General features: G+C 72.6%; 25 protein-coding genes and 1 tRNA gene. 18 read left to right on the forward strand and 8 right to left on the reverse strand.

Features of this window, described 5'->3' with window-relative positions; translation table 11 throughout:
• Positions 1-108: 108 nt before the first annotated feature.
• The 3 genes from D9V37_RS13950 to D9V37_RS13960 are packed head-to-tail and all read left to right on the forward strand — an operon-like array spanning position 109 to position 4385.
• Positions 109-1626, forward strand: a complete 1518-nt coding sequence (locus D9V37_RS13950) for a CoA-acylating methylmalonate-semialdehyde dehydrogenase (protein ID WP_121806802.1) — start codon at positions 109-111, stop codon at positions 1624-1626.
• Positions 1619-2956 (forward strand): aspartate aminotransferase family protein, encoded by a 1338-nt coding sequence (locus D9V37_RS13955; protein ID WP_121806803.1) that lies wholly within the window; start codon positions 1619-1621, stop codon positions 2954-2956. Before D9V37_RS13950 ends, D9V37_RS13955 begins: the two co-directional genes overlap by 8 nt.
• A gap of 1 nt (position 2957) precedes the next feature.
• The gene (locus tag D9V37_RS13960) at positions 2958-4385 is read left to right on the forward strand and encodes an APC family permease (protein WP_158604478.1); all 1428 of its coding nucleotides are present in this window, start codon (positions 2958-2960) and stop codon (positions 4383-4385) included.
• On the opposite strand, the gene D9V37_RS13965 is transcribed toward D9V37_RS13960, so the two are convergent.
• Together D9V37_RS13965 and nicT are read right to left on the reverse strand one after the other, a co-directional pair.
• Complete coding sequence (locus tag D9V37_RS13965) at positions 4369-5541, reverse strand: MFS transporter (protein WP_121806805.1); 1173 nt, start codon at positions 5539-5541, stop codon at positions 4369-4371. The two genes, D9V37_RS13960 and D9V37_RS13965, sit on opposite strands and share 17 nt — an antisense overlap.
• 18 nt (positions 5542-5559) lie before the next feature.
• Positions 5560-6702 (reverse strand): Nickel transporter NicT, encoded by a 1143-nt coding sequence (gene nicT / locus D9V37_RS13970; protein ID WP_121806806.1) that lies wholly within the window; start codon positions 6700-6702, stop codon positions 5560-5562.
• Between the two features lie 145 nt (positions 6703-6847).
• Between nicT and mftF the strand changes: the two genes are divergently transcribed.
• The 3 genes from mftF to D9V37_RS13985 are packed head-to-tail and all read left to right on the forward strand — an operon-like array spanning position 6848 to position 8721.
• Positions 6848-8266, forward strand: a complete 1419-nt coding sequence (gene mftF / locus D9V37_RS13975) for a mycofactocin biosynthesis glycosyltransferase MftF (RefSeq protein ID WP_198412551.1) — start codon at positions 6848-6850, stop codon at positions 8264-8266.
• Positions 8267-8308: 42 nt separating this feature from the next.
• Positions 8309-8500: a hypothetical protein gene (locus D9V37_RS13980; RefSeq protein WP_147455952.1), complete on the forward strand. Its 192-nt coding sequence runs from the start codon at positions 8309-8311 to the stop codon at positions 8498-8500.
• Between the two features lie 26 nt (positions 8501-8526).
• Positions 8527-8721 carry a hypothetical protein gene (locus D9V37_RS13985; protein WP_121806809.1) on the forward strand — a complete coding sequence of 65 codons (195 nt, stop codon included), beginning with the start codon at positions 8527-8529 and terminating at the stop codon, positions 8719-8721.
• 8 nt (positions 8722-8729) lie between these two features.
• Here the strand turns inward: D9V37_RS13985 and D9V37_RS13990 are convergent, their stop codons facing one another.
• Positions 8730-10376 carry a dolichyl-phosphate-mannose--protein mannosyltransferase gene (locus D9V37_RS13990; RefSeq protein WP_232524928.1) on the reverse strand — a complete coding sequence of 549 codons (1647 nt, stop codon included), beginning with the start codon at positions 10374-10376 and terminating at the stop codon, positions 8730-8732.
• A 34-nt stretch (positions 10377-10410) separates the two neighbouring features.
• Here D9V37_RS13990 and rsmI point away from each other — a divergent pair, with 34 nt between their 5' ends.
• From rsmI to D9V37_RS14020, 6 genes are all read left to right on the forward strand, one after another.
• Complete coding sequence (rsmI, locus tag D9V37_RS13995) at positions 10411-11232, forward strand: 16S rRNA (cytidine(1402)-2'-O)-methyltransferase (protein WP_121806811.1); 822 nt, start codon at positions 10411-10413, stop codon at positions 11230-11232.
• A complete protein-coding gene (locus D9V37_RS14000) occupies positions 11229-12068 on the forward strand; it encodes a TatD family hydrolase (protein WP_121806812.1) in 840 nt (279 codons plus the stop codon). The genes rsmI and D9V37_RS14000 overlap by 4 nt, the downstream gene beginning before the upstream one ends.
• A gap of 355 nt (positions 12069-12423) precedes the next feature.
• On the forward strand, positions 12424-13479 hold the full coding sequence (locus D9V37_RS14005; RefSeq protein ID WP_147455953.1) for a resuscitation-promoting factor: 1056 nt from the start codon (positions 12424-12426) through the stop codon (positions 13477-13479).
• 22 nt (positions 13480-13501) lie between these two features.
• Positions 13502-14338, forward strand: coding sequence for a 16S rRNA (adenine(1518)-N(6)/adenine(1519)-N(6))-dimethyltransferase RsmA (gene rsmA / locus D9V37_RS14010; protein WP_408636205.1), 837 nt, complete (start codon positions 13502-13504; stop codon positions 14336-14338).
• Complete coding sequence (locus tag D9V37_RS14015; RefSeq protein WP_121806815.1) at positions 14335-15234, forward strand: 4-(cytidine 5'-diphospho)-2-C-methyl-D-erythritol kinase; 900 nt, start codon at positions 14335-14337, stop codon at positions 15232-15234. Before rsmA ends, D9V37_RS14015 begins: the two co-directional genes overlap by 4 nt.
• Positions 15234-17027 (forward strand): ABC-F family ATP-binding cassette domain-containing protein, encoded by a 1794-nt coding sequence (locus D9V37_RS14020; protein ID WP_121806816.1) that lies wholly within the window; start codon positions 15234-15236, stop codon positions 17025-17027. The genes D9V37_RS14015 and D9V37_RS14020 overlap by 1 nt, the downstream gene beginning before the upstream one ends.
• A 33-nt stretch (positions 17028-17060) precedes the next feature.
• Here the strand turns inward: D9V37_RS14020 and D9V37_RS14025 are convergent, their stop codons facing one another.
• Positions 17061-17549 carry a MarR family winged helix-turn-helix transcriptional regulator gene (locus D9V37_RS14025; RefSeq protein ID WP_121806817.1) on the reverse strand — a complete coding sequence of 163 codons (489 nt, stop codon included), beginning with the start codon at positions 17547-17549 and terminating at the stop codon, positions 17061-17063.
• Positions 17550-17613: 64 nt separating this feature from the next.
• On the opposite strand from D9V37_RS14025, the gene D9V37_RS14030 reads away from it, so the two are divergent.
• From D9V37_RS14030 to D9V37_RS14045, 4 genes are all read left to right on the forward strand, one after another.
• Positions 17614-17922, forward strand: coding sequence for a 4a-hydroxytetrahydrobiopterin dehydratase (locus D9V37_RS14030; RefSeq protein ID WP_121806818.1), 309 nt, complete (start codon positions 17614-17616; stop codon positions 17920-17922).
• The gene (locus tag D9V37_RS14035; protein WP_121806819.1) at positions 17919-18707 is read left to right on the forward strand and encodes a methyltransferase domain-containing protein; all 789 of its coding nucleotides are present in this window, start codon (positions 17919-17921) and stop codon (positions 18705-18707) included. The genes D9V37_RS14030 and D9V37_RS14035 overlap by 4 nt, the downstream gene beginning before the upstream one ends.
• Positions 18704-19087, forward strand: coding sequence for a VOC family protein (locus D9V37_RS14040; RefSeq protein ID WP_121806820.1), 384 nt, complete (start codon positions 18704-18706; stop codon positions 19085-19087). Before D9V37_RS14035 ends, D9V37_RS14040 begins: the two co-directional genes overlap by 4 nt.
• 69 nt (positions 19088-19156) lie before the next feature.
• Positions 19157-19235, forward strand: a tRNA-Gln gene (locus D9V37_RS14045).
• Positions 19236-19452: 217 nt separating this feature from the next.
• Here D9V37_RS14045 and D9V37_RS14050 read toward each other — a convergent pair.
• Positions 19453-20361, reverse strand: coding sequence for a helix-turn-helix domain-containing protein (locus D9V37_RS14050; protein WP_121806821.1), 909 nt, complete (start codon positions 20359-20361; stop codon positions 19453-19455).
• A gap of 191 nt (positions 20362-20552) precedes the next feature.
• Between D9V37_RS14050 and D9V37_RS14055 the strand changes: the two genes are divergently transcribed.
• Positions 20553-21581, forward strand: a complete 1029-nt coding sequence (locus tag D9V37_RS14055) for a carbon-nitrogen hydrolase family protein (protein ID WP_121806822.1) — start codon at positions 20553-20555, stop codon at positions 21579-21581.
• Between the two features lie 12 nt (positions 21582-21593).
• Positions 21594-22649, forward strand: coding sequence for a phenylacetaldoxime dehydratase family protein (locus D9V37_RS14060; RefSeq protein ID WP_121806823.1), 1056 nt, complete (start codon positions 21594-21596; stop codon positions 22647-22649).
• A 195-nt stretch (positions 22650-22844) separates the two neighbouring features.
• Here the strand turns inward: D9V37_RS14060 and D9V37_RS14065 are convergent, their stop codons facing one another.
• The 3 genes from D9V37_RS14065 to D9V37_RS20500 form a co-directional block, all read right to left on the reverse strand.
• Positions 22845-23891, reverse strand: coding sequence for a D-alanine--D-alanine ligase family protein (locus D9V37_RS14065; protein WP_121806824.1), 1047 nt, complete (start codon positions 23889-23891; stop codon positions 22845-22847).
• Positions 23892-23903: 12 nt separating this feature from the next.
• Positions 23904-25226: an ATP-grasp domain-containing protein gene (locus tag D9V37_RS14070; protein WP_198412553.1), complete on the reverse strand. Its 1323-nt coding sequence runs from the start codon at positions 25224-25226 to the stop codon at positions 23904-23906.
• Positions 25223-25607: TauD/TfdA dioxygenase family protein (locus D9V37_RS20500; protein ID WP_198412554.1), on the reverse strand; the 385-nt coding region annotated here is incomplete at its 5' end. The genes D9V37_RS14070 and D9V37_RS20500, both read right to left, overlap by 4 nt.

Raw genomic sequence — 25607 nt, forward strand, 5'->3', positions numbered from 1 at the left:
TAGGCAACGCCACCACCGGCTCCGTCCGACGATCTGTCAACCGAGACGACCAAGAGCATACGGTTCGTCGGGACGCGACCGACGTGCGGACCCACCAAGGTGGACCGCATGACCATCTCGCACTGGATCGACGGCCAGGAGGACGCCGGCACGTCCGGCCGTCTCCTCGACGTGACCAACCCCGCCACGGGCGTAGTGAGCGGCCAGGTGGCCCTCGCCGACGCCGCCGACGCCGAGCGTGCGATCGCCGGCGCGGCCGCCGCGGCCACCGCCTGGGGCGAGACGTCGTTGGCGCGGCGGACCCAGGTCGTGTTCGCCTTCCGCGAGCTGCTCAACGCCCGCAAGGGCGAGCTGGCCGAGATCATCACCAGCGAGCACGGCAAGGTCTTCTCCGACGCGATGGGCGAGATCGCCCGCGGCCAGGAGGTCGTGGAGTTCGCCTGCGGCATCAACCACCTGCTCAAGGGCGGCCACTCCCCGTCGGCCTCGACCGGCGTGGACGTGCACTCGCTGCGGGCGCCGCTGGGCGTCGTCGGCATCATCAGCCCGTTCAACTTCCCGGCCATGGTGCCGATGTGGTTCTTCCCGGTGGCCATCGCCGCCGGCAACGCGGTGGTGCTGAAGCCCAGCGAGAAGGACCCGAGCGCGTCGCTGTGGCTGGCCCGGCTCTGGCGCGAGGCCGGTCTCCCCGACGGCGTCTTCACCGTGCTGCAGGGCGACAAGGTGGCCGTCGACGCGCTGCTCACCGACGAGCGCGTCAAGGCCGTCTCCTTCGTCGGCTCCACCCCGATCGCGCAGTACGTCTACGAGACCGCCAGCGCGCACGGCAAGCGCGTCCAGGCGCTGGGCGGGGCCAAGAACCACATGGTGGTGCTGCCCGACGCCGACCTCGACCTGGCCGCCGACTCCGCGGTCAACGCCGGCTTCGGCAGCGCCGGGGAGCGGTGCATGGCCATCAGCGTGCTGGTCGCCGTGGGCGGCATCGCCGACGAGCTGGTCGCACGCATCGCCGACCGCGCGGGCGACGTCGTCGTGGGCGACGGTCGCCGCCGGCAGGGTGGCGGTGGTGAGAAGGAGCCCGACATGGGCCCGCTGGTCACCCAGGCCCACCGCGACAAGGTCAGCTCCTTCATCGACGCCGGCGAGGAGGCGGGCGCCAAGGTCGTCGTCGACGGCCGCACGGTGCAGGCCGACGGCGCGGCGGACGGCTTCTGGCTCGGCCCGACCCTCTTCGACCACGTCACGCCGCAGATGAGCATCTACACCGAGGAGATCTTCGGTCCGGTGCTCAGCGTCGTCCGGGTGGAGACCTACGAGGACGCCATCGAGCTCGTCAACGCCAACCCCTACGGCAACGGCACGGCCATCTTCACCAACGACGGCGGCGCCGCCCGGCGCTTCGAGAACGACGTCGAGGTCGGCATGATCGGCGTCAACGTGCCAATCCCGGTGCCGGTGGCCTACTACTCCTTCGGCGGCTGGAAGAACTCGCTGTTCGGTGACACCCACGCCCACGGCACCGAGGGCGTGCACTTCTTCACCCGCGGCAAGGTCGTCACCAGCCGCTGGCCCGAGCCGACCACCGAGGCGCGTGCCCTGGCGCTCGGGATGCCGACCAATGCCTGAGCTGTCGCCCGAGGAGGTCTACGACCTCGACCGCGCCCACGTCTTCCACTCCTGGTCGGCGCAGCAGAAGATCTCGCCGATGGTGATCGCCGACGCCGAGGGCAGCTGGGTCACCACCGGTGAGGGGAGGCGGCTGCTGGACTTCACCAGCCAGCTCGTCTTCACCAACCTCGGGCACAAGCACCCGCGGATCGTCGAGGCGATCCAGCGGCAGGCCGTCGAGCTGTGCACGGCCGCGCCGGCCACGGCGGTGGAGTCGCGCGCGGTCGCCGCCGCGCTCATCGCCGGCAAGGCGCCCGACGGCATGCAGCACGTGTTCTTCACCAACGGCGGCGCCGACGCCAACGAGCACGCGATCCGGATGGCACGGCTGCACACCGGCCGGCACAAGGTGCTCTCGCGCTACCGGTCCTACCACGGCGGCACGCACCTGGCCGTCAACGTCACGGGCGACCCGCGCCGCTTCGCCAGCGACGACGCCACCGCCGGCACCGTGCACTTCCTCGGCCCGTTCCTCTACCGCAGCGCCTTCCACGCCACCAGCGAGGCCGAGGAGTGCGAGCGCGCGCTGGCCCACCTGCAGCAGGTGATCGAGCTCGAGGGGGCGGCCACCATCGCCGCGATCGTGCTCGAGTCGATCCCCGGCACCGCCGGCATCATGGTCCCGCCGCCGGGCTACCTGCGCGGGGTCCGCGAGCTCTGCGACCGCTACGGCATCGTCTTGGTCCTCGACGAGGTGATGGCGGGCTTCGGCCGCGCCGGTCGCTGGTTTGCCTACGAGCTCGACGCCGCCGACGGCGGGTGGAGGCCCGACCTCATCACCTTCGCCAAGGGCGTCAACTCCGGCTACGTGCCGCTGGGCGGCGTGGTCATCAGCCGGGCGATCTACGACACCTTCGCCGAGCGTCCCTACCCCGGCGGGCTGACCTACTCCGGCCACCCGCTGGCCTGCGCCGCCGCCGTCGCCACCATCCGCGCGATGGACGAGGAGGGCAGCGTGGCGAACGCCGAGCGGCTGGGTCGCGAGGTGTTCGGGCCCGGGCTGGCCCAGATCGCCGAGCGGCACGACGTCGTCGGCGAGGTCCGCGGCGTCGGGGCGTTCTGGGCGCTGGAGCTGGTGAGCGACCCGGCCACGCGCGAGCCGCTGGCCCCCACCGGCGGCACCAGCCCGCAGATGGCGGCCGTGGTCGAGGCCTGCAAGGCCGAGGGTCTGCTGCCGTTCGCCAACTCCGGGCGGATCCACGTCGTCCCGCCGATCAACATCAGCGACGACGACGCGCGGCTGGGCCTCGACATGCTCGACCGCGCGCTGGAGAAGTCCGCTGGCTGAGGTGCGCACGGCTGCCGTGGTCTCGCGGCAGCTGCGATTGCTTCCCCTGGTCGGCGTGCTGTTCTTCAGCGTCTCCGGCGGCCCCTACGGGCTGGAGGAGACCATCTCCAGCTCGGGGCCGGGCATGACGATGGTGCTGCTGCTGGTGGTGCCGCTGGTCTTCGGGCTGCCGTGCGCGCTGATGGTGGCCGAGCTCGGGTCGGCGCTGCCCCTGGAGGGCGGTTACTACTACTGGTGCAAGGTCGCGCTGGGGCAGGGCGCGGGCGTGGTGCAGGGCATCTGGAACTGGCTGCTGACCTTCCTCGACACCGCGCTCTACCCGATCGTCTTCGCCGACTACATGGCCCAGTGGATCCCCGGCACCCGCCGGGGCGAGCACGTCTGGTTCTCCTTCTTCGGCGGCGCTTTCTCCGCCGACACCCACTGGCTGGTGGCCGTGGCGTTCATGGTGCCGCTGGCCTGGCTCAACGTCCGCGGCACCCGGCTGGTGGGGGAGACCTCGGTCGCGCTGATGGTGGTGGTCCTCGCGCCGTTCGCCGTGCTGACGCTCTACGGTCTGGTGCAGCTGCTGCGCTACCCGGTCGAGCTGTTCCCGACCTTCACGCTGCCCGGGCAGCACGTCGGGGCCGCCTTCGGGGCGGGGCTGGGCGTCGTCATCTGGAACTACATCGGCTGGGAGTCGCCGAGCACCCTGCTGGGCGAGATCGACCGGCCCCAGCGCACCTACCTGCGCGCGCTGATGCTCAGCCTGCCGCTCATCACGCTCAGCTACGTGCTGCCGATGCTCGCGACGCTCGGCTCGGGCCTCCACCGCGGTCACGAGACCGCCTGGGAGGACGGCGACTTCGCCTCCGTCGGCCGGCTGCTCGCCGGGCACTGGCTGTTCGTGCTCATCGTCATCGGCGCCGTCGTCTCCCAGGTGGGGCTGTTCTCCTCGCTGCTGATGTCGGGCGCCCGCGTGCCCCGGGTGATGGCGGCCGACGGCTACCTGCCGGACTGGCTGGCCCACGACCACCCGCGCTACGGCACCCCGGCGCGGGCGATCGTCGTCTCCTGCGTCATCTTCGCGATCTTCTGCATGATGGACTTCAGCGCGCTGGTCGACGCCGACGTCATCCTCAACCTGGCCTGCCTGCTCATGCAGTTCGTGGCGCTCATCGTGATGCGCCGGCGCTTCCCGGCGCTGCGTCGCCCCTACCGGGTGCCAGGCGGCGCGGCCGGTCCGTGGCTGCTCCTGGCCGGTCCGGCGGTGTTCACGGTGTGGCTGAGCTGGAGCACCTTCGATGAGGAGCCGGCGGCCTTCTGGATCGGCCTCGTGATGCTCCTGCTGGGCTGGGCGTCCTACCCGGCCACCCGGCGCTGGGTGAAGCGCGAGCGCCCGGACGCCGACGTCGACCTGAGCGCGCTGGAGGTCACGCCGCGGGGCTGAGCTCGTCGCCGTGCGTGCCCGCATGCCGCGGGAGCATCAGCGCGAAGACCAGCCCGGGCACCGCCCACGCGGCCATGACGACCAGGGCGGCCGTCGGGTGGTGCACCACCACCTGCACCGTGAGCACGACGAACACCGCGCCCAGGTTGCCGGCCAGCAGCAGGAACCCGGTGGCGGTGCCGGCCCGCGCCGCACCCACGTGCAGCTCGGACCAGTCGAGCACCACCGGCAACGTGCCGAGCAGCAGGAAGCCCAGCAGCACCAGCGCTGCGGTGGCCACGCCGACGCCGTTGGCCACGGTGAGCAGCAGCATCACGGCCGCCAGCACGAGCGTGGTGAGCACGCAGTGGGTGCGCCGGACGTCGCGCTTGGCCACGACGCCAGGCAGCACGGCCGCACCGACCACGCCGGCCACCGTCGTGGCGGCGATCATGGCGCCGGCCACGTCGCGGTGGCCGAAGCCGACCATGATCGTGTCGAGCCACGTGGCGATTGCGTTGTAGCTGCCGAAGCCGACGAACAGCAGGGCGCCGAGCCGCCAGACGAACGGGTCGTGGCGCAGCCAGCCCAGCGAGGGGTCCCCGTCCTCGACCACGTGGCGGGCCGGAGTGCGCAGCGAGACGAGCGTCGCCAGCCCGGCCAGCACGGCGAAGCCGGCGTGGACGCCGAGCAGCAGCTGCAGGCCGCCGGCGTCGTAGAGCGACCCGCTGGTGAGCACGGCGAGGAGGATCCCGACGAACTGGGCCGCCGAGGCGATGGCGATCGCCGTGGTCTGCTGGGCGGGCGGGAAGTAGCGCGAGGCGATCTTGGTGCTGGCGTTGAGCACCAGCGGCTGGCCGACCGACATGACGACCTGCCCGACCAGCACCACCGCGTAGGAGCTGGGGTCCACCACGCGGATCAGCGCGCCGCCGGCGGTGAACAGCGCACCGGCGGCCAGGGCGTGCGTGTAGCGCCGGTCCATCCAGCGTCCGGCCCAGATGGCCAGCACGACGAAGGTGGCGGGGTTGATGACCGCCAGATCGCCGATGGCGCCCTCGGAGACGCCCATGTCGCGGGCGCTCTGGGTGGTGATGGCGGCGAAGGAGAGCCACAGGAGCTGACTGGCGACGACCAGCAGCGCGAACCCGGTCAGGGCGAACGCGCGGCTCCTCACGGCCGACGTTCTATCAGGTCAGCTGCCGAGGTCGGCCGACCACCGCTCCTCGATGCGCCCGAAGCGCCAGACGGCGATCGCGATGAGCCACGCGACGACGAACAGCGCGACGATGCCGTAGCCGGCGTAGTCCAGCGGGATGTCGGCGATCGCGCGCAGCGGGCCGGAGCTGATCCGGGCCTGGTCGGCGACCACCCCGATGAGCTCGACGGTGCCGATGACCAGCGCCACCGCCACCGAGATCGAGGTGATGGTGAGGTTGTAGAAGACCTTGCGCACGGGCTGGGCGTTGGCCCAGCCGTAGGCGGCGTTCATGAAGACGCCGTCGATGGTGTCCATCAGGCTCATGGCCGCCGCGAACAGCACCGGCAGCACCAAGATCGCGTAGAACGGCAGGTTGATCGCCGCGGCGCCACCGGCGATCACCAGCAGCCCCACCTCGGTGGCGGTGTCGAAGCCGAGCCCGAACAGCACGCCGATGGGGTAGATGTGCCAAGGCTTGCGCACCGACTTGGTCAGCCCACCGAGGAAGCGGTTCATGAAGCCCCGCTTGTTGAGCTGGTCCTCCAGGGCCGCCTCGTCGTAGCGGCCGCGGCGCAGCTCACGGAAGATCTTCACCACGCCGAGCAGCACGACCAGGTTGAGGATGCCGAGCACCCACAAGAACACCCCCGACACCGAGGCGCCGATGACGCCGGTGACCGAGTGCAGCGTCGAGTTGCCGTCCTCGACCGGCCCGGTCAGCGCCTTGACGCCGATCGAGAGCAGGAACGCCAGGCCGAACACGATCGTGGAGTGCCCCAGGGAGAACCAGAAGCCCACCGAGAGCGGCTTGCGGCCCTCGCCGGTCCCGGCCGCGTTGTCGGCCATCAGCTTGCGCGTGGCGTTGTCCACCGCGGCGATGTGGTCGGCGTCGAAGGCGTGCCGCAGGCCGAAGGTGTAGGCCAGGATGCCGACGCCGACGGTGAAGACGGGGTTGTCGCCGCCGAGCCGGTAGTGCGCGGGCACCACGAGCCCGAGCAGCACGGCGAACCCGACGACGTGCAGCAGCACGACGAAGCCGGCCATCCCGGCCAGGCGGCGCCGGTCGCCGCGGCTCAGGCTGCGCCGGAACCGGGCCAGACCCGAACCCTCCAGGCTCGGCTCGACCGTCTGCGTCATGGGCCCTCCCTCGCGGTGCGACCGACTACTTGTTGCGAACGTATCGCAACAAGCGGCGAGGTGGTGCTGCGGGAGGGTGAACACGGGGCAAGCGATCACCGCTGCACCCCAGCCGGCTCCCGGCACCACGCCTACGCTCGCGGCTGTGCCCTCCCTGCCGGCCGGCTTCGGCGTCGCGCTCTCGCCGCGGACCAAGGTCTGCGACGACGGCCGCACCCTGGTCGGCGCGTCGGGCCGGGTGATGTACCTGTCTCCCCGTGCGGCCGGGCTGGTCGCCGGGCTGCCCGCCGAGGTGGGCGCGGGCCGTGACGAGCAGCTGCTCGCCCGCCGGCTCCTCGACTCCGGCGCGGCCGACCCCTGGTGGGCCGCGCCGGCCGGTCGCGACGCCGACGTCGCAGACGTCACGGTCGTGGTGCCGGTGCACGAGCGCGCCGACGGGCTGCGCCGGCTGCTGGCCGCCCTGCCCGACCCGGTGCCCGTGGTGGTGGTCGACGACGGCTCGGCCGACGCTGCCCCGATCGCGGCCGTGGCCGCCGAGCACGGCGCCCGGCTGGTCGTGCATCCCGAGAACCGCGGGCCCGCGGCGGCCCGCAACACCGGGCTGCACGCGGCCGGCACGCCCTTCGTGGCCTTCGTCGACTCCGACGTGGAGCCGCGGCCGGGCTGGCTGGCGGTGCTGCGCCGCCACCTCGACGACCCGACCGTCGCGATCGCCGCGCCGCGGGTGCTCGGCCCCGTGCCGCGTGCCGACGACTCCTGGGTGGAGCGCTACGAGCAGGCCCGTTCCTCCCTCGACCTCGGCGAGCACGCCGCGGCCGTGCGGGTGCACGGGCAGGTGGCCTACGTGCCCTCGGCCTGCCTGTTGGTCCGGGTGGACGCTCTCGGCGATGAGGGGGGCGGCGGCTTCGACGAGGCGCTGCGCTCCGGGGAGGACGTCGACCTGGTGTGGCGGCTCCTCGCCGACGGCTGGGGCGTGCGCTACGAGCCCGCCGCGCAGGTGCGTCACCGGCACCGATCACAGCCGGCGCAGTGGCTGCGCCGCAAGGCGTTCTACGGTGCCTCGGCCGCGCCCCTGGCCGCCCGGCACCCCGGCGCGGTGAGCCCGATGGTGCTGGCGCCCTGGTCGGCGGCGATGACGGCCGCCCTGCTGGCGCAGCGCCGCTGGTCGATGCCCGTCGCCCTGGCCGCGTACGCCGTCGCGACGGCCCGCACCGCGCAGCGGCTGCAGCGCAGCGACCGACCGGTCGCCGCTGCCGCCACCGTCGTGCTGGAGGGCTCGGTGGCCGCCCTGTGGCAGACCTCGGCCGCTCTGACCCGCCACTACTGGCCCGTGGCCGCGGCGGGCTGCCTGGTCTCGCGCCGCGCCCGCCGCGCGGTGCTCGCGTCCGCCGTGCTCGACGGGCTGGCCGACCACCGGCGCACCCGACCGCGCCTGGACCCGCTGCGCTACGTCGTGGCCCGCCGCCTCGACGACCTGGCCTACGGCACCGGCGTCTGGCGTGGCGCCCTGGCCGCCCGTTCCCTCGAGGCGTTGAGGCCCTCCTGGGTCCGCTCGACCCGTTGAGGGATGCTCGCCACGGCCGGCACATCGGACGTACCGTCGGTCATGGTCTTCTCGGGCATCGCCGTCGTCGTCGTGGTCGTCGTCGTGGGTCTCGCGCTGCGGGTCGACCGTCGCCGACCGCGCGCGAGCATCGACGAGGCCGCGGTCCGCGAGGGCAGGCGCACCGCCTTGAACCGGGCCGAGAGCGTCATGCCACGCCACAACCAGGCCCCGCCCGGCATGGGCGGACTGTGACCACCGCGCGGCGGTAACGTCTCGTCATGGTGTTCTGGACGATCGTCGTCGTGGTGCTGCTGGTTGCCTTCGCGCTCGCGTTCCGGTCCGACCGGAGGCGGCGCGGCTCGCGGATCGACCAGTCGCGGATCTCCTCGGCCAAGGACAAGGCGATGCGCGAGGGCACCACGATCCAGCCCGGCACGCGCGGCATGCCGCCCGGGCCCGGCGGCGGGTTCTAGCCCGGCGGCTAGATCCAGCGGTGGAACCACACCCGCTGCAGCCAGTGCGGGGTGGTGATGAGCTGGTCGGTCCAGATCGGCCAGAACCAGGCGAAGGCCAGCGCCACCAGCACGACGTACGCGCCGGCGACCAGGACGCCGTAGCGGCGCCGGCGCGGTGAGTCCGAGAGCGACCCCCAGATCCGGCCCAGCACCAGCACCAGGCCGAGCACGAGGAACGGCTCGGTGACGATGGCGTAATAGGAGAAGATCGGCCGGTCGTCGTAGCGGAACCAGGGCAGCCAGCTGGTCAGCACGCCCACGACCACGACGCCGTAGCGCCAGTCGCGGCGGGCCACCCAGGCGAGGCAGGCGTAGATCGCGGCGCAGGTGCCGGCCCACCAGACCGCCGGGTTGCCCAGCAGGAGCACCTGGCGCAGGCAGGTGCTGTCGGCCGGGGCGGTACAGCCCTGCTCGCCGGGCTTGATGTCCAGCTGGGCGTCGACGCCCACGGGCCGGTTGAGCACGAGCCAGCCGCCCGGGTTGGACTGGTAGACGTGGTGGGCCGTGGTCAGGCCGCCGGTGTGGAAGTCGTAGACGGACACGTGGTAGTGCCACAGCGACCGCAGCCCGCGCGCGAGGTTGGCGAAGAACCCGTCGGGCAGCTTCTGGGTGACGTACGTCCCCCAGTACGGGCCGTACTGCGTGCGCGAGAGGTTCGCCTCGTAGACGTGGTAGTTCATCAGCCAGCCGGTCCAGGTGGCCACGTAGACCAGCACCGGCAGCACCACCAGCCAACCGAAGGCGGCCAGCGCGTCGACGACTGCCGCCTTCCACACCGACAGGTCGACGCCGAGCCGGCGCCGCGCACCGGCGTCCCAGGCCCACACCAGCAGCCCGAAGCCGAGCATCACGTAGAGCGTGCCCCACTTGCAGCCCAGCCCCAGCCCCCACATCAGGCCGGCCGCCACCCGCCAGGGACGCCAGAGCAGCCGCGGACCCCACGAGGACGGTGAGGCGCCGGCCGGGGCCAGCCGGGCGAGCCTCGCGCGCCCCCAGTCGCGGTCGGCCACCAGGCACGAGACCGCGCAGAGCACGAAGAAGGCCTGGAAGATGTCCAGCAGCGCAAGTCGGGAGAGCACCAGCTGCAGGCCGTCGAGGCACATGATCAGCCCCCCGGCGACGCCGAGCACCGTCGAGCCGGTCATCCGGCGCGCCAGCCGCACCATCACCATGACCATCAGCGAGCCGACGATCGCCGAGGCGAAGCGCCAGCCGAACGGGTTCATCCCGAAGACGGCCTCGCCGCTGGCGATCAGCCACTTGCCCACCTCGGGGTGGACGATCATCTCCGGCCCCGACGACCACAGCCCGTGCAGGTTGCCGTCGAGGATCTGGTCGTTGGCGTTCGCGACGTAGTTGCGCGCGTAGCCGAAGTGGAGCAGCGACCAGGCGTCCTTGGCGTAGTAGGTCTCGTCGAAGGAGAACGCCGCCGGCGTGCCCAGGTGCCACAGCCGCAGGAACAGGGCCAGCAACGTGACCGCAGCCGTGGCGACCCAGCCGGTGACGGGGTCGGCGTCCTCGAGCCGCGAGGCGCTGCGGCGGCGCAGGCTGGGCACCACGCGCCCGACGGCGTTGCGGGAGAGTCCCTGGGTCCTCGCCGCGGTGCCTGCCACGGCGGCAACAGTACGTACTGAGACCATCGATGCTGTGCTGGTGCTCGCTGCGACCCCCATCGGGCAGGTCGGCGACGCCCCGCCACGACTGGCCCAGGAGCTGGCGGCGGCCGACGTGGTGGCCGCCGAGGACACCCGTCGGCTGCGGCGGCTGCTGGCCGACCTGGGCGTCGCGACGTCCGCGCGCGTCGTCTCCTACTTCGAGGGCAACGAGTCCGGGCGGACGCCGCAGCTGGTGGAGTCGCTGCTGGCCGGGGAGCGGGTGGTGCTGGTCACCGACGCCGGGATGCCGTCCGTCTCCGACCCCGGCTACCGGCTGGTGGCCGCCGCCGTCGAGGCCGGCGTCCGGGTGACGGCCGTGCCGGGGCCCAGCGCCGTGCTCACCGCGCTGGCCGTCTCCGGGTTGCCCGTGGACCGGTTCTGCTTCGAGGGCTTCTTGCCCCGCAAGGGCGGCGAGCGCTCACGCCGGCTGACCGCGCTGGCCGCCGAGGAGCGCACGATGGTCTTCTTCGAGTCCCCGCACCGTACGCACGCCTCGCTGCTGGCGCTCGCGGAGGCGTTCGAGCCCGAGCGGCCCGCGGCCGTGTGCCGCGAGTTGACCAAGACCCACGAGGAGGTCGTCCGCGGCCCGCTCGCGGAGCTGGCGCAGTGGGCCGAGCCCGGCGTCCGCGGCGAGGTGACGCTGGTCGTGGCCGGGGCCGTCCGCGCGCCCGCGTCGAGCGAACCGGCCGATCTGGCGGCCGCGGTGGCCGTCCTGGAGGCCGACGGAATGAGCCGCCGCGACGCCATCCGCGACGTGGCCCTGACGTCGGGCATCTCCAAGCGCGTGGTCTACGAGGCGGTGCACCGCCCGTGAGCCTTCCGCTTCCCGAGCCGCTGCCGCATCCGGTGGTCGACAACCACTGCCACCTCGACATCTCCCGCGACGACGAGCCGCCGCTCGAGGTCGGCGAGGCGATCCGGCTGGCGGCCGAGGTCGGCGTCAGGCGGATCGTGCAGGTCGGCTGCGACCTCCCCGGCGCCCGGTGGGCGGTCGAGGCGGCACAAGCGCACCCGTCGCTGGTGGCGGGCGTGGCGCTGCACCCCAACGAGGCGCCGCGGCTGGCCGCGACCGGTGAGCTGGCCGGGGCGCTGGCCGAGATCGCGGAGCTCGCCGCCGACTCCCACGTACGCGCGGTGGGGGAGACCGGCCTGGACTACTTCCGCACCGCGCCCGAGGGGCGCGCGGCGCAGGTGGACTCCTTTCGCCGCCACATCGAGCTGGCCGGCGATCTCGACCGCACCCTGGTCATCCACGACCGCGACGCCCACGACGACGTGCTCCGCGTCCTCGACGAGACCGGCATCCCGCCGCGGTGGGTGATGCACTGCTTCTCCGGGGACGCCGGCTTCGCGCAGGCCTGCCTGGAGCGCGGGGCGTACCTCTCCTTCGCCGGCACGGTGACGTTCAAGAACGCCGAGCCGCTGCGTGAGGCGCTGCGGGTGACCCCGCTGGACCGCATCCTGGTCGAGACCGATGCGCCCTACCTGACGCCGGTGCCGCACCGCGGCCGGACCAACGCCTCCTACCTGGTGCCGCTGACGCTGCGCTCGATGGCCCAGACGCTCGAGGTCGACCTGGCCGACCTGTGCCGCGCGGTCGACGCCGCCACCGACCAGGCGTTCGGTGGCGCTTGGCCGGTGGCGGCGTGAGGACGCCGGAGACGGTCGTGGCGGACCCGTCGAGCTCCCCGTGCTCGGCCGGTCCGTCGACGCCCGGTCCGGCCGAGTTCCCCCTCGCCCGAGCGTCCCGATTGCGCTGAGGCGGAGCATACGACAGATTCGGACAAAACGGACACCCTCATGCGGCGTGCTCTGGACCAGTGGTTTGACAACGCCCCGGGCCGGCCGTCAGCGTCGTGGGCTTGTCAGCCGGGTCCCGCCTCCGCTCGGGAGGCCGCGGGTGCCTGGGAAGGTCCGACTCAGGAGTCCCGTGCCGTTCCACGCGACCACCGTGCGCGCACGTCTTGCCCGCCTGATCCACCGCTCCGCCCGCAGCCGACCGCTCATGATCTCGCTGGTCCTCGTGGCGGTCCTGGCCGTCGCCGGCACGTTCGCTGGCTACCGCCAGCTCTCTCGCGAGGTGACCGTCTCCGTCGACGGCTCGACCCGCACGGTGCACACCACCAGCGACACCGTCGCCGGGGTGCTCCGCGAGCAGCACATCCGGCTGCACCGCCACGACCTGGTGGTGCCCGCGGTCGGCTCGAAGGTCTCTGACGGCAGCGAGGTCACCGTGCTCTACGGCCGCCCGATCCGGCTGGACCTCGACGGCTCGCGCCGCACCCTGTGGACCCACGCCCGTACCGTCCAGGCGGCGGTGCAGGACCTCGGCCTGCGCTACGCCGGTGCCGACTACTCCATCGACCGCGGCAGCATCGACCGCGAGGGCATGGCGCTGCAGATCGCCACGCCCAAGCGCATGGTGCTCAAGGTCGGCAGCCGACGCGCCACGGGCCAGACCCTGGCCGTCGTCACGGTGCGGCAGCTGCTGGCCCGCGTCGGCGTCACGTTGCGCGACGACGACTCGGTGAGCCCCGACCTCGACAGCCTCGTGCACCAGGGCGAGCGGGTGGTCGTCACCCGGCTCCGCACGGCGCAGGTGCGCAAGCCGCAGGAGAGCGTGCCCTTCCGCACCGTCACCCGTGAGGACCCCTCGCTGCCCAAGGGCGAGAAGAGCATCAAGCGTGCCGGCCGACCGGGCGTGCGCGACGCCGTCTACGAGGTCGTGGTGCGCAACGGTCGCGCCGTCTCCAAGCGGCTGGTGCAGCAGCGCGTCGTCCGCGCGCCGCAGCCGCAGGTCGAGCTGATCGGCACCAAGGCGGTGCCCGACGGCTCCGCCTGGGACCGGATCGCCGCGTGCGAGTCCGGCGGCAACTGGCACGCCAACACCGGCAACGGGTACTACGGCGGGCTGCAGTTCAACCTCGGCACCTGGCACGCCTACGGCGGCAGCGGACGACCCGACCAGCACAGCCGCGAGGAGCAGATCGCCGTGGCCGAGCGGGTCCGCGACGCCGAGGGCGGCTACGGCGCCTGGCCGGTCTGCGGGAAGCAGGCCTGAGGCCCTGACTAGTCTCGTGCCGGTGGACGTCGCGCTGCTCGGAGCCGCCGACGTCCGCCGGCTCGCCGCCGCGCTCGACCTGCGGCCGACCAAGCAGCGGGGTCAGAACTTCGTCATCGACGCCAACACCGTGCGGCGCATCGTGCGCGAGTCGGGGGTCGGGGCCGAGGACGTCGTCGTCGAGGTCGGACCCGGGCTGGGCTCGCTGACCCTGGCGCTGGCCGAGGTGGTCAAGCGCGTCGTGGCGGTGGAGGTCGACGACGTGCTGGCCGCGGCGCTGCCGGCCACCCTGGCCGAGCGCGCTCCCGGCGCCGACGCCGAGGTGGTGCACGCCGACGCGCTGCGCATCGCCGGCCTGCCCGGCCCGCCGCCGACCGCGCTGGTGGCCAACCTGCCCTACAACGTCTCGGTGCCGGTGCTGCTGCACCTGCTGGCGCTGCTGCCCTCGCTGGAGCGGGGGCTGGTGATGGTCCAGGCCGAGGTGGCCGACCGGCTCACCGCCCCGCCGGGCTCGCGTACCTACGGCGTGCCGTCGGTCAAGGCCGCCTGGTTCGCCGACGTCCGCCGCGCGGGCGCGGTCGGGCGCACCGTGTTCTGGCCCGCGCCCAACGTCGAGTCCGGCCTGGTGGCCTGGACCCGGCGCGATCCGCCGGCCACCACCGCCACGCGCGAGCAGGTCTTCGCGCTGGTCGACGCCGCCTTCGCCCAGCGTCGCAAGGCGCTGCGCGGTGCGCTGCGCGGCGTGCTGCCCGACGCCGAGGCGGCCCTGCGCGCGGCCGGGATCGACCCGCTGGCCCGGGGCGAGTCGCTCTCGGTGGATCAGTTCGCCAGACTGGCCGAGATGAGGCCGCCCCGGTGACGACGATCAGCGTGCGCGCGCCGGCCAAGATCAACCTCCACCTCGGGGTCGGGCCGGTGCGCGAGGACGGCTTCCACCCGCTGGCCACCGTCTACCAGGCCATCGGCATGTACGACGACGTCAGCGTCTCCGAGGCTGCCGACTGGTCGCTGGCCGTGCGCGCCCACGAGCGGATCGACGTCGCCGAGGTGCCCACCGACGCCAGCAACGTCGCGCTGCGCGCCGGCCGGCTGCTCGCCGCCCACCACGACCTGGACCGTGCCGCCTCGATCGTCATCGAGAAGGCCATCCCCGTGGCCGGCGGCCTCGCCGGCGGCAGCGCCGACGCCGCCGCCACGCTGCTGGCGCTGGACCGGCTGTGGGACCTGCAGACCTCCGACGACGACCTGCTCGCGCTCGCCGCCGAGCTGGGCAGCGACGTGCCGTTCGCGCTGGTCGGCGGCACCGCCGTCGGCACCGGCCGCGGCGAGGTGGTCAGCCGCGTGGCCGACCGCGGCCGCTGGTGGTGGGTGGTGGTCGAGTCCGACATCGGGCTCTCCACCCCGGCCGTCTATCGCGAGTACGACCGGATGGCGGTCGCCGCCGACCCGGCGGTGCCCGAGGCGCTGCTGGCCGCGCTCGCCGACGGCGACCGCCGTGCCCTGGCGGCGTCGGTCTCCAACGACCTGGCCGCCCCCGCGCTCGCGCTGCGTCCCGACCTGGCGCAGGTGCTCGCGGCCGGCGCCGCAGCCGGCGCGTTGACCGGGCTGATCTCGGGTTCGGGCCCCACCTGCCTGTTCCTGTGCGAGGACCAGGCCCACGCCGCCGCGGTCCGGATGACGCTGGCCGAGGAGCACGAGCGGGTCTTCGCCGCAGCCGCCCCCGTGGCCGGCGCCCACGTCGTGGAGTACGCCTAGTGGCCAACCTGATCTCGCTGGAGAAGGTCACCAAGTCCTACGGCGTGCGGATCCTGCTCGACGAGGTGAGCCTCGGCGTGGGCTCGGGCGACCGCATCGGCATCGTGGGCCGCAACGGCGACGGCAAGACGACGCTGCTCGACCTCATGGCCGGCCGCGAGGAGGCCGACTCCGGCCGCATCGCCCGCTCGGGCTCGCTGCAGCTGGGCTACCTCGCCCAGCGCGACGAGCTCGACGACTCCCACACCGTGCGGCAGGCCGTGCTCGAGGGCCGCTCGGACCACGAGTGGGCGGCCGAGCCGGTCACCCGCGAGGTGGTCGAGGTGCTGCTGGCCGGTGTCGACCTGGACCGGGCGGTGCACGGCCTGTCCGGCGGGGAGCGCCGTCGTTGCTCGCTGGCCCGGTTGCTGCTCGAGCCGCACGACCTGATGCTGCTCGACGAGCCGACCAACCACCTCGACGTCGAGGCCGTGGCCTGGCTGGCCGACCACCTCAACCAGCGCCGGGCCGCGCTGGTCGTCGTCACCCACGACCGGTGGTTCCTCGACGCGGTGTGCACCACCACCTGGGAGGTCCATCCGGCCGTCGGCGGTCCGTCGAACGGCGCCGGGGTGGTCGACGTCTACGACGGCGGCTACGCGGCCTACGTGCTGGCGCGGGTGGAGCGGCAGCGGCAGGCGGCCGCCAGCGAGCAGCGCCGCCAGAACCTGGCCCGTAAGGAGCTGGCGTGGCTGCGGCGCGGCGCACCGGCGCGGACCTCGAAGCCGAAGTTCCGCATCGAGGCGGCCACCGCGCTCATCGAGGACGTGCCCCCGCCGCGCGACCGGCTCGAGCTGCAGCGCTTCGCCACCCAGCGGCTGGGCAAGGACGTGCTCGACCTCGAGGACGTCGACCTGGTCCGCGGCGAGCGCACTCTGCTCGACCACGCCACCTGGCGGCTCGGACCGGGCGACCGGATCGGGCTGATCGGCGTCAACGGCGCCGGCAAGTCCTCGGTGCTGGGGCTGCTGGCCGGCCGCATCGCACCCGATCACGGCCGCGTGCGCCAGGGGCGCACCGTCGCGCTGGCCGAGCTCGACCAGCAGGTCAGCGACGTCGACCCCCAGGCGCGCGTGCTGTCCACTGTCGAGGGCGTGCGCCGGCTGACCCGGCTGAGCGACGGCTCCGACGTCTCGGCCACCGCGATGCTGGAGCGCTTCGGGTTCACCGGCGACCGGCTCACCGCCCGGCTGGGCGACCTCTCCGGCGGCGAGCGGCGCCGGTTCCAGCTGCTGCTCCTGCTGCTGTCGGAGCCCAACGTGCTGCTGCTCGACGAGCCCACCAACGACCTCGACATCGACACCCTCACCGTGCTCGAGGACTTCCTCGACGGCTGGCCCGGCACGCTCGTGGTGGTCTCCCACGACCGCTACTTCCTCGAGCGCGTCACCGACTCGGTCTGGGCGCTCCTCGGCGACGGCCGGGTCTCGATGCTGCCGCGCGGGGTGGAGGAGTACCTCGAGCACCGCGCGCAGCTCCCGGTCGCGGAGGTCGCAGAGCAGCCGTCCCGGGACCAGCCGCTAGTGGCCCCGGTGGGCGCCGCCGAGCTCCGCACCGCCCGCAAGACCATCGCCCGCGTCGACAAGCAGCTCGAGCGGCTCGCCGAGCGCGAGTCGGTCCTGCACGCCGACCTCGCCGCCCACGCCGCCGACCCCGAGGCGCTCACCCGGCTCGGCGGCGAGCTGGCGGTGCTGGGGGAGGAGAAGGAGGCGCTGGAGGCCGAGTGGCTCGAGGCGGCCGAGGTGCTCGGCTAGGGGCGGGTAGGGGCGGGTAGCGGCGGGTACGAGCTAGGCCTCGAGCGGGGCCATGACCGACTTCAGCAGCTGCGCGAGCCTCGACCGGTCGTCCTCGGGCAGCTGGGCCAGCAGCTCACGCTCGCGGTCGATCAGCTCGGCGAAGGCGGAGTCGACCGCCAGGCGTCCCTCGTCGGTCAACCCCACCAGCACGCCGCGTCGATCGGCGGGGTCGGGTGCGCGCTGCACGTAGCCGCGCTCGGTCAGCCGGTCGACCCGGTTGGTCATGGTGCCGCTGGTCACCAGGGTCTCGACCATGAGGCGCCCGGGCGAGAGCTCGTACGGCTCGCCGGCGCGGCGCAGGGCGGCCAGCACGTCGAACTCCCACGGCTCGATGCCGCGCTCGTGGAAGGCCTGTCGGCGCGCGCGATCGAGCAGCCGCGAGAGCCGGGAGACCCGGCTGAACACCTCGACCGGTCCCAGGTCGAGGTCGGGCCGCTCCCGGTGCCAGGCCTGGACCAGGAGGTCGACGTCGTCGTGCACGGGTCGAATCCTACGCCGCTCAAGAATCTTGACGTCAAGATAATGCGTCGCGTAGCGTCGAGCCATGGTGAGCAAGGCGGACTTCGACGACAAGCGGCTCTACACCTGGCACGTCGAGAACGACAAGGCCAGCGTGGAGTACGAGTGCACCAGCTTCACCGCCGCCGGCGAGCTGGTGCAGCGGATCGCGGCGATCGCCGACGACCAGGACCACCACCCCGACCTCGCGGTGCGCTACCCCGGGGTCGTCACCGTCACCACGACGTCGCACGACCAGGGGGAGCTGACCCAGCGCGACCTGGACCTGGCGCTGGCGGTCGACGAGGCCGGGAGGGGCTTGGTCAAGCTCGACCTGGGTGACGACGACAAGTGACAGCAGCGGTCTGGGACCCCGAGCGCTACCTGACGTACGCCGACGAGCGGGGCCGCCCCTTCGTCGAGCTGGTCTCGCGCATCGGTGCCGCCGCGCCGGGCCGGGTGGTCGACCTGGGCTGCGGCCCGGGGAACCTGACCGCCCTGCTGGCCGAGCGCTGGCCCACCGCCGAGATCTCCGGTGTCGACTCCTCGCCCGAGATGGTCGCCACCGCCCGGGCGCGCGGCGACGGCGTGGGCTACGAGGTGGGCGACATCGCCACCTGGCAGCCCGCCGCGCCGGTCGACGTCCTGGTCTCCAACGCGGCCCTGCAGTGGCTGCCGGGCCACCTCGACCTGCTGCCGGGGCTGCTCGAGCACGTCGCGCCCGGCGGCTGGTTTGCCTTCCAGGTGCCCGGCAACTTCGACGAGGCCAGCCACACCGTGCGTCGCGCGCTGGAGCAGGAGGAGCCGTACGCCTCGGCGCTGCCGCCGCTGGACCGGCCCGGGTCGCACGACCCGGCGGTCTACCTGCGTGCACTCGAGCCGCACGTGGCCTCGGTCGATGCGTGGGAGACCACCTACCTCCACGTGCTCCAGGGCGCCGATCCGGTCTTCACCTGGATCAGCGCCACCAGTGCGCGACCCGTACTGGGGGCGCTGCCGGACGACCTGCGCCCGCGCTTCGTCGAGGAGCTCAAGGCCCGGTTGCGCGAGGCCTACCCCGACGACGGCTACGGCGTGGTGATGCCCTTCCGCCGGGTGTTCGTGGTGGCCCAGAGCGACGCAGAGGTGACGCAGAGGTGACGCGGCTGCACCACGTCCAGGTCTCCGCACCCGCCGGCTGCGAGGAGGCCGCCCGCGCCTTCTGGTCCGGCGTGCTCGGGCTGAGCGAGGTCGAGAAGCCCGCCGAGCTGCAGGCTCGCGGCGGGTGCTGGTTCCGCGCCCTGGACGGCGACACCGTCGCCGCCGAGGTGCACGTCGGCGTCGAGGCCGACTTCAGGCCCGCCCGCAAGGCCCACCCGGCCCTGGTCGTCGACGACCTCGACGCCGTCGCCGAGGCACTGCGCGCGGCCGACCTGCCCGTCGACCTCTCCCAGCGCGACGGCCTGGCCGGCTACGAGCGCCTCCACACCACCGACCCGTTCGGCAACCGGGTGGAGCTCCTCGCGCCTCGAGCTGGATGAGGATCGATCCCGCCGGGTCTACCGGGCCGCCCAGGTCCCGGCCCATCGCCTAGCCTGTCGTGGCAGCGATCCCCGGTTGGTCTGCCGGCAGGGCCCGCCTGACTTTGAATCAGGACTAGCGACGCAGGTTCGACTCCTGCCCGGGGAGCAAGAAGTGCAGGTGAGTGGCTCCTCATGGGGGTGCTCGCGAAGGCGGACCGGCGGCTTCTCGATCGGTGTGACCACCGACGTCGAGATCGTCGGACCCGTCTTGGTCGAGCGCTCGGTCGACAAGATGCGGCGCATCGTCGACGAACGACCATCGCGATGGCGTCGGCGCCAGCTGCGACCTCAGTCAGTGTCACCTTGCAGGACCGGGTCACCGATCAGGCACCCACGGAACGGTTCAACGATGACGGGGAGACGCCGAACTGACGTTGGAAGGCACGACGAAAGGTGTCGGCGTCGTTGAAGCCACTCAACGCCGCCGCGCGCCCGACGTGTTCGCCTGCAACAAGCAGTCGGCGCGCCGCCTCCAGGCGCCGGCGGCGGATGAAGGCGGCCGGGGAGTCGCCGCTCTGGGCGAAGATCTTCTGGAGGAGGCGCAACGAGACATGGTGGGCGCGTGCGACGGACTCGGGATGCAGGAGGGGGTCGCCGAGGTGCTGGTCGATGAAGCCGCGAACCGTGAGCGCCAGCACGTGCGAGTCGAGGGCGGGAGCCACCTGGGTGGACCCGGCGACCACAGCGGTCAGCAGGCTCACCAGCGCGTCGGCGACAGCCGGCTCCTGGAGTTCATGGTCTCCGCTGTGCCCGGGCATCGTGCATTCCGCGAGCGTCATGAGTGCGCGCAGCGCTCCGCCGCCGGGGAGGGGGCGTCCAGTGAGATTGGTCAGCGCGCGGGTGCCCACCGGGATAGACCGGCGTGGGACCTGCAGGACGATCTCGCTCATCTCGCCTGGGAATACCAGGGTGTAGGGCGACGCAGCGTCGTACAAAGCGGCCGAACCGGCCTTCAACGTGGCCTCTCGATCGTGCTGCAGAACGGCGCCCGTGCCTGAGCGATGCAGCGAGACCAACAGGTCGTCACGCGGGTGCTGAGCGATCAGGCGGTCACTGCGAAAGACCTCGGACGCCCCACTCTGCACCCGGGTGAGCGACACCTCGGGACTGAGGACGCGCTGTTGCAGGCTCGCGCTGAAGCGCGGCGAAGCCGAGCGGACCCGGAGCGGGACGAAGGCGGAGCTGCACGCCTCGGCCCACCCGGACACAGATGTGACCTCGACCTGGGACACCCCTCGGATGCTAGGTCGTCACCCGGGCAGTGAGAAGGAGTTCCGCTGTCCCCGCCGGTCAAGCGGGTCATCCGTGCGCGAATCGTCGGACGGATTGCGCGAAACGCCGGGTCTGTGCGAGTCAGCCCTTCCTAGGGTCCTGCACCACAGGAATTGCTGACGAGGCCGACGACACCGAGAACAGGAACGACATGGCTGATTACACGAAGAGGTTCCGCGCTGCGGCCGTCCAGGCCGAGTCGGTGTGGAACGACGTCGCCGGAGGCGTCGACAAGCTGATCGACTATGCGACTCAGGCCAAGGAGAACGGCGCGGAGATCGTGGCGTTCCCGGAGACCTGGATCCCCGGGTACCCGTGGTTCCTCTGGCTGGACTCGGTCGCCTGGCAGAGCCAGTTCCTGGTGCCGTACGCCGCAAACTCGCTGGAGGTGGGAGACGAGAACTGGCAGCGGATCGAGAAGGCTGCTGCGCAGATCGGCATCACGATCAGCTTCGGCTTCAGTGAGCGCGAGGGTGGTTCGCTCTACATGGCGCAGGCCGTGGTCGACAGCTCCGGGGACACGGTTCTCACGCGGCGCAAGCTGAAGCCGACCCATGTCGAGCGGACCCAGTTCGGCGAGGGAGACGGCTCCGACATCACCGTCGTCGACACCCCTGTCGGTCGCGTCGGTGCACTCAACTGCTGGGAACACCTGCAACCGCTCACGAAGTACGCGCTCTTCGCCCAGGACGAGCAGCTGCACGTCGCGGCGTGGCCCTCCTTCTCGATCTTCGAGGGCGCCGCTTTCGCGCTCGGCCCGGAGGTCAACACCGGCGCCTCGCGGCAGTACGCCGTCGAGGGCCAGACGTTCGTCCTCGCCCCCTGCGGAGTCATCGGCGCGGCGGCCCACGGCGCTTTCGCCGACACCGAGCTGAAGCGGCAGCTTCTCGGTCTCGGCGGCGGCTTCGCCCGCATCTACGGGCCCGACGGTCGCGACCTCGCCGAGCCGCTGGCGCCCACCGACGAAGGCATCCTGTACGCCGACATCGACTACGCGGTGATCCTGGCCGCCAAGAACGCCGCTGACCCGGTGGGTCACTACTCGCGCCCGGACGTCTTCACCTTGCACCTCCAGGCCGACGGGCGCCTCCCGAAGGTGTCGCCGACACGACCGAAGGCCACCGCTGAGGTGCAGTCGCCACCCGAGCCGGAGCCGGGCCCCGAGCCGGTCGCGCTCTGAAGGGAGCGGGCCATGACCACCTCGTCGCCGTCGCTGGAGCCCTCGATCGCGCCGCACCTGTTGCGAGCCAGCCGGACGCCCAAGCACGAACCGGGCTCCTACCTTCCGGCGTACCCGGCGTTCTCTGCACGCTTCGGAGAAGACGTCACATCCCTGGTGATGGCCTACTTCGGAGTGCAGGCGCGCGATACCGACAGCCCGGTCCTCGCCGAGTCGTCGGCACACGTCCGGGCCCAGTTCGCCGAGACGGACGGACCCGCGTCGTGGGACCGCGCCGCCTACGTCGACGCCGAGGGCTTCACGACCGTCATCAGCATCGCCTACTGGTCCGACCCGGATGCCTTCGACCGCTGGTACGACGTCAAGGGCGTCTCGTGGACGGACGCCGCGCGCGTGACTGATGGTGTCGGGCACTTCCTCGAACTGGTGCGGCCGTCGGTGGAGCGGTTCGAGACCGTCTTCTCGGCTGCCGACCGGGACGAGGGACTCGCCGGCGCGAAGTCCGGGCTGAGCGGCATGATCGAGGAGCACGCCTACTGGGGATCGATGCGCGACCGGCTGCCGTTGAGCCAGACCGACCCGCTGTATCCCTCCGGCTCGCCTCGCCTCGTCACGGACGGACCGGTCCGAACGGTGGTCCTCCACGAGAACGCCTGCCTCATCCGGTCCGGCCAGGACATCACCGACACCGGCGACGTCGAGAGACGGGCCTACCTCGGCGACGTCGAACCGTCGCTGCGGGCCGGCATGGAGTTCCTGCGTGACGAAGGCGGCGAGATCGGCTGCTACGACAACCGCTACATGCGGATCCTGGACGAAGAGGACCAGCCGACCGATCGCACCTTCGGTCTGAGCTGGTGGCGTGACATCAGCGCCCTGGAGGACTGGGCTGCTTCACACCCGACCCACGTCGAGATCTTCGGCGTGGCGATGAGACATCTCTCCAGCTTCGGACCGGAGACTCGACTCCGGCTCTACCACGAGGTCACCGTGCCCGCCGCCACCGAGCAGCGCTTCGTCTACGCCGGCTGCCACGACGCCACCGGTCTGCTACGCGCAGTCCTGTAGCCGATGCGTCCGACGTCGCGGGGGAGCACGCCGCTGCATCCGGTCGGCAGGTAGCACCTGGGCGTGACGCGGTACACGACAAGCTCGTTCATGCGTCTCAAGGGGAAGCCGGGCGCTGGCATCTCGAACGGTGACCGGAGCTGCACCGTCGTCCGGGGAGGGCCGTACCTCCGCTCGGTCCAACCGGTCCGGTGCTCAAGACCTGCGAGAACGCCTGGAGTCGCGTCGCAGCGCCTGCTCGACGCACCCCGCGAAGAGGTCGTCGAGGCCGATGCCGGCCGCGGCGGCCATCACCGCGACGACGCTGGTGCGAGCGAAGGAGCAGTAGAGGCCGGCTTCGAGGAACCACGGGCGGCCCTCGGGGTCGATGCGGAAGTCGAACAGGCTGTAGTCGCGGCAGCCCAGCGCCCGGTGCGCGGTCCTGGCGGCGCGCCACACGGCCGCGGTGACGGCGTCGGACGGGTCGGGCGGCACGATCCAGGCGTGCTCGGCGTCCTTGGCCACCAGGGTCAGCCGGCCGTCGCGGCGCGCCAGCTTGTCGGCCCGGTCGCGCACCGGCTTGGTCGCGGGGTCGACGGCGTACTCCTCCAGCGGGAGGCACAGCAGCTCGCCGTCGCGCTCGAGCACGCCGCAGCGGACCTCGCGGCCGAGCTCGATGTAGCGCTCGACCAGCACCTGGTCGCTGTGCTCGGCGGCGCCGGCCAGCGCGGCGTCGAGCTCCTCGCGGCGACGCACCAGCATCACGCCGTCGGAGTTGTCGGCGTCGACCGGTTTCACGACCACCGGTGGGGTCAGGGTCGGTGGCCGGCCCGGGGTGAGCAGCTCGCCGGCGGGCACCCGGACGCCGGCGGCCGCGACCAGCGCACGCGCCCACGCCTTGTCGGCCCCGGCGGCCATGGTCTGCGGCGTGTTGCCGACGTAGGGGAGCCCGAGCAGCTCCAGCATCGCCCGGTAGAGGGTCATGCCGGGGCGACAGAACATCTGCGGCACGGCGACGTCGACCTCGAGGCCGGCGATCCTGGCCATCGCCTCCGCGGGCGACAGCGGGTCGGCGGCGGCGATGCCGGCCGGGTCGAGGGCGGCCGGGAAGCGCCAGCTGCCGTCGGGGCTGACGTAGCCGACGTGGTGCTCGTAGGCGGTGGCGTCCAGGGCGGCCAGGCAGTCGGCGGCGTAGAGGACCGACAGCTCGGCCAGCTGCTCGGTCTCGGCCGAGCCGACGAGGTGGAGGAGGCGCAGGGGCACGGTCGAGCGCCCTCAGTCGCCGGCCGGCTCGACGAGCTTGCCGATGTTGAAGTCGATCTTCACCCAGTCCCGGCCCGCGACCAGGTTCTGCAGCAGCAGCGCGGGGATCTGCAGGTGGTGGAGCATCAAGAAGGGCAGCGGGTCGCGCGGGTCGAAGACCGCGTCGACCCCCTCGCGGACGGTGCGCCAGCGCTCGCGCCAGCTGCCCGGAGCCCGCAGCAGGCGCCAGGCCTCGTGGTAGGCCCAGTACGTCGGTCGGCTCGCCACCGTGGGCACCACCGGCTCCTCGCGCCGCCCGAGGTAGGCCTCGGCGAGGTCGGGGTGGTCGTAGAACATCGTGATCGCCGAGTGGGTGCGGGGGTTGCACTCGATGGGCAGCACCCGCCCGTCCGGGGTCTGCATCACGTCGAAGCTGATCTGCCCGGTCAGGCCCAGCGGCTCGACGAGGCCGCGCACCCAGGCCAGGATCTCCGGCTTGTCGACCATCGCGTAGTTGACCTGGAAGGCCGAGGAGGGGCAGCAGGCCCACACCTGGATGCGTCCCTCCACCACCGTGCTGTGCGTGCAGTACTCCACGCCCTCGACCAGGTGCTGCATCACCCACGGCGTCTCGGCGGTGATCGGCTTGGACCGTGCGAAGGCCGCCGTGGCCTCCGGGGTGGGCCGGGGCAGGGGGGTGAGGTCGAGCCGGTTGACGGGGTCGTAGGCGATGCTCTTGAGGACGTAGGGCGGGTCGGCCGAGGCGAAGTCGAACGCCGCGACCTGCTCCGGAGAGGTCATCCGGTGGGCGTCGGGCACCGACAGCCCCAGCCCTGCTGCCAGTGCGGCCAGGGCCTCCTTGTCGTCCAGCGTCTTGATCGTCTCGGCGTCGGCGTGGATCACCCGGCAGTGCGCCTCGAGCAGCGGGGCCGCGGCCGCGTCGTGGTAGCTGGCGACCGGGCTGCACACCGGCACGTAGACGTCGACCGACTCCTGGCGCACGACGTCGAGCAGCGCCTCGGCGTAACCGGGATCCTGCGGCCGGGGCACCGTGCGGAACACATCGACGCAGCGGGAGAAGCGGTGCCCGGTCCAGCGGTACTTCTCCTGCTCGACGAGGACCACGCGGTGACCGGCCCGGTGGAAGGCCCGGGCCAGGGTCAGCGCCTTGGTCATCTTGCCGCCGCTGATCAGGATCGTGAGGCGCTCCCCTTCGGGGCTGGGCTGGGGGTCGCGGCCACCGAGAAGCAGGGCGAGGGACGTCAGCGCGAGGTTGGCGGGCATCGCGAGCTGCAGCAGGGCCAGGGCGCCGATGGTCCGTGCCGCGCGCGGGACGGCTGCCGAGGTCCGGCTCACCGGGGCCCGTAGCCGTCGACCATGCCGCGGTGCATCACGCGGTCGCCCACCACCCCGGAGTGGTCGGCCTTGTGCAGCACGCAGCCGTTGTCCCACACGACGACGTCGCCGACCTCCCACTGGTGTCGCAGGGTGGTGGCGTCGTGGGTGGTGGAGTGCTCGTAGAGCCGCTCGACGAGCTCGCGCGAGTCGGGCTCGGAGAGGCCGGAGACCTCGACGCACCGCTGCGGCGTGGAGAGGTACAGCGCAACCCGGCCGGTGACCGGGTGGGGCCGCAGCACCGGGTGCCAGGCCTCGGTCTGTTGGGTCGCGCCCGGCTCCACGCCGGTGACCACGTGCCGGATCTCGCGGCCGGCCACCTGCTCGCGCAGCTCGTCGGGG

The organism is Nocardioides mangrovicus, assembly GCF_003674065.1.
In the GTDB taxonomy this organism is placed as follows: domain Bacteria; phylum Actinomycetota; class Actinomycetes; order Propionibacteriales; family Nocardioidaceae; genus Marmoricola; species Marmoricola mangrovicus.

Excerpts from the sequence above, each read along its gene's own strand:
- D9V37_RS13950 (WP_121806802.1), top strand. The coding sequence starts at position 109 with ATGACCATCTCGCACTGGATCGACGGCCAGGAGGACGCCGGCACGTCC.
- D9V37_RS13955 (WP_121806803.1), top strand. The coding sequence starts at position 1,619 with ATGCCTGAGCTGTCGCCCGAGGAGGTCTACGACCTCGACCGCGCCCAC.
- nicT (WP_121806806.1), bottom strand. The coding sequence starts at position 6,702 with ATGACGCAGACGGTCGAGCCGAGCCTGGAGGGTTCGGGTCTGGCCCGG.
- D9V37_RS13980 (WP_147455952.1), top strand. The coding sequence starts at position 8,309 with ATGGTCTTCTCGGGCATCGCCGTCGTCGTCGTGGTCGTCGTCGTGGGT.
- D9V37_RS13985 (WP_121806809.1), top strand. The coding sequence starts at position 8,527 with ATGGTGTTCTGGACGATCGTCGTCGTGGTGCTGCTGGTTGCCTTCGCG.
- D9V37_RS14005 (WP_147455953.1), top strand. The coding sequence starts at position 12,424 with ATGATCTCGCTGGTCCTCGTGGCGGTCCTGGCCGTCGCCGGCACGTTC.
- D9V37_RS14030 (WP_121806818.1), top strand. The coding sequence starts at position 17,614 with ATGGTGAGCAAGGCGGACTTCGACGACAAGCGGCTCTACACCTGGCAC.
- D9V37_RS14055 (WP_121806822.1), top strand. The coding sequence starts at position 20,553 with ATGGCTGATTACACGAAGAGGTTCCGCGCTGCGGCCGTCCAGGCCGAG.
- D9V37_RS14060 (WP_121806823.1), top strand. The coding sequence starts at position 21,594 with ATGACCACCTCGTCGCCGTCGCTGGAGCCCTCGATCGCGCCGCACCTG.